Genomic DNA, 2,234 nt, shown 5'->3' on the forward strand with positions numbered 1-2,234 from the left:
GCATTGCATAAAAATTCAAGAATAAAAGCAGACAGTGATTTAATCAGCGCTTCCTTAGGGCGCAATTTTAAAGTATAATCTGCCCCACAGGTGGAAAGATTCCCTGTGCACCGGTTCGCGGCAAAAAATAAAATCAGCGTTACCTGTAGAAACGGGTTTTGGATTGAAATAACATCGGGAAAATTCTTATTCTGAATCATTTCTTTAATTCATAATCAGCACTTGCGTTTCATATTTGGCAATGCATATCGTTATTTCTCCTATTTTATTTTTCTATGTTTTCATATATAATATTCATTAGATGAGAGTAAAGGAAAGGTCCGGGGAGTGGCCACATAAAAATCCCCGGTTCCTGCCGATACTGCAAGCCATCTCGCAAAGATGAATCCATAAGAGCTCCGGATCCCAAGTCCGTTCGATGCGTTCTTAAGCTTCTGCCTCCCAAGGCTGGGGGCTTCAGGAAATATGGGTTAATGCTGTACGAACCGAATAGCCTGAAAGATCTCATCGTCAAGATGATTCAGACGAATTCCAGTGCACCTTCGTCTGTACCGGGCAAGGTCTTTCAGGCTTTTCGTCGTGCCTGGGTTCAGAAGATATAGTACGGTCATAAAAAACGAATGGCACAGGCGCTGCATGGCACCACTGTCATTTCGACTTGAGCAGAGGGAGCGTGAAAAAATCTCATGCCTCAACAGCACAAGCCTCATTGCGGCAGGAAATCTCTTGACTCAGAGCCTCAATGAGCAGAAATACATCTACCTTCATACAGGCATACAGCCCCGCCCGAGATGACATCGGAAACGGGCAGCAATGTCATCATTTGGCAAATTCCCATGAAAATGAATGTATATAAAAGAGGCAGTGAAAAATGCCAATCATTTTTCACTGCCTCTTTTATTTTACATATATAGTAGAAAGTTTTATTTTCCTGCATCCTTCAGCTGGTCGAAGAGGTTCTTGTGATACCATTTTTCAGAAATCTTCTGCAGTGTGCCATCCTTGGACATTTTTTCCAGGGCTGCTTCGATTTCATCAGCCAGTTTCTGTTCATTTTTATTGACGATAACCACGGTCTCATTCACTTTGATGGGCTTATCCAGGGCCACGATTTCAAAATTCATGGCTTTGGCAATATCTTCGACGCCCAAATTGTTCGGGTAAACCAGGGCATCGTACTGACCGTTCTTCAGAGACGTAATTCGTTCTGCGGGGGTAAGGCCGTCCTGGATGGGGACTTCCTTCATGATGTTGTCATGGGCTGCATTCCAGTCGGTGAGGACTTTGTAAATGCCGCCGTTAGGCGTATTGGGCACCAGCTTGCCGCCGCCCTTGATGACATCTTCCAGGCTGTGGTACTTCTCTGCATTTTCCTTGGACATGTAAACCATGACAGAGGATACACCGATAGGCGTCTTCGGCACGATATAGTCTTTTTCACGGCGGGGTGTGCGGTAGTAGCCGCCGGAAGCTACCTTGGCATCGCCGGATTCCATCATCACGTCCTGGGTTTCCGGCGGAACCGCCTGGATGTCCAGATGGTAATCCTTCAGGTTCTTATTTACTTCCTGCCAGATATCGTATTCATAGCCCTGAAGCTTGCCGTTTTCATCAGCCCAGGAAAGAGGTCTCTCCGTGCTGGAAAGAACCAGCTTCACAGTGGTCTTGCCGTCTGCTGCAGCCGCTTTGGAAGAAGCGGCTTTCCGGTCACCGCCGCAGCCTGCAAAAATACCGGCTGCCAGAAGAGATGCCAATGCCACTGACGCGATTTTTAAAGATTTTTTCATAAATATTTCCTCCTTATGGTAAGTTCTTACAAAATAAAAAGCCTCCCATCCTTTTCAGGACGGGAGACCCGTGATTCCACCTAAATTCATATATCCGTCACCGGATATACCTTTGAGAGTTCCATCAAACCCCTGCTCTGTATCGGGAGCTCCCGGGAAGACCTACTCACGTTCAGCCCGCCAAACTCGGAAATGCACTTCACCACCCTATCCGCATCCGCTCCCACTCTCCGGACTCGCTTGGCCGTCTTCAGTATGGCTACTCTTTTCTTCATCGTTTTCTATTGATATGAATACAGTATCATGGATAAAGGCTATTGTCAATACCCGCCTTTGGCGGGGTAAGTGTCAAGTTTTCCTCGGTAATTCATTTGACTGTCGATGATTACTATCTCCGTGGCTTCGGTTTTATCAGTATTTCTGTATAGCTCTGGCCAGTCTCCCCAT

General features: G+C 46.3%; 2 protein-coding genes. Both read right to left on the bottom strand.

The genetic code is table 11. The annotated features are described in order from the left end of the window. Positions 1–200, bottom strand: a 200-nt coding sequence (locus B2Y11_RS05035) for a hypothetical protein (RefSeq protein WP_291056945.1), incomplete at its 3' end; no start/stop codon positions are given. Positions 201–923: 723 nt separating this feature from the next. Further along, a complete protein-coding gene (locus B2Y11_RS05040; protein ID WP_291056947.1) occupies positions 924–1,787 on the bottom strand; it encodes a transporter substrate-binding domain-containing protein in 864 nt (287 codons plus the stop codon). Positions 1,788–2,234 lie beyond the last annotated feature (447 nt).

The organism is Dialister sp. UBA1703 (assembly GCA_002320515.1).
Lineage (GTDB): Bacteria > Bacillota > Negativicutes > Veillonellales > Dialisteraceae > Dialister.

Bases quoted from the DNA above. Each gene is read 5' to 3' on its own strand.
- B2Y11_RS05040 (WP_291056947.1), bottom strand. From the start codon at position 1,787: ATGAAAAAATCTTTAAAAATCGCGTCAGTGGCATTGGCATCTCTTCTG.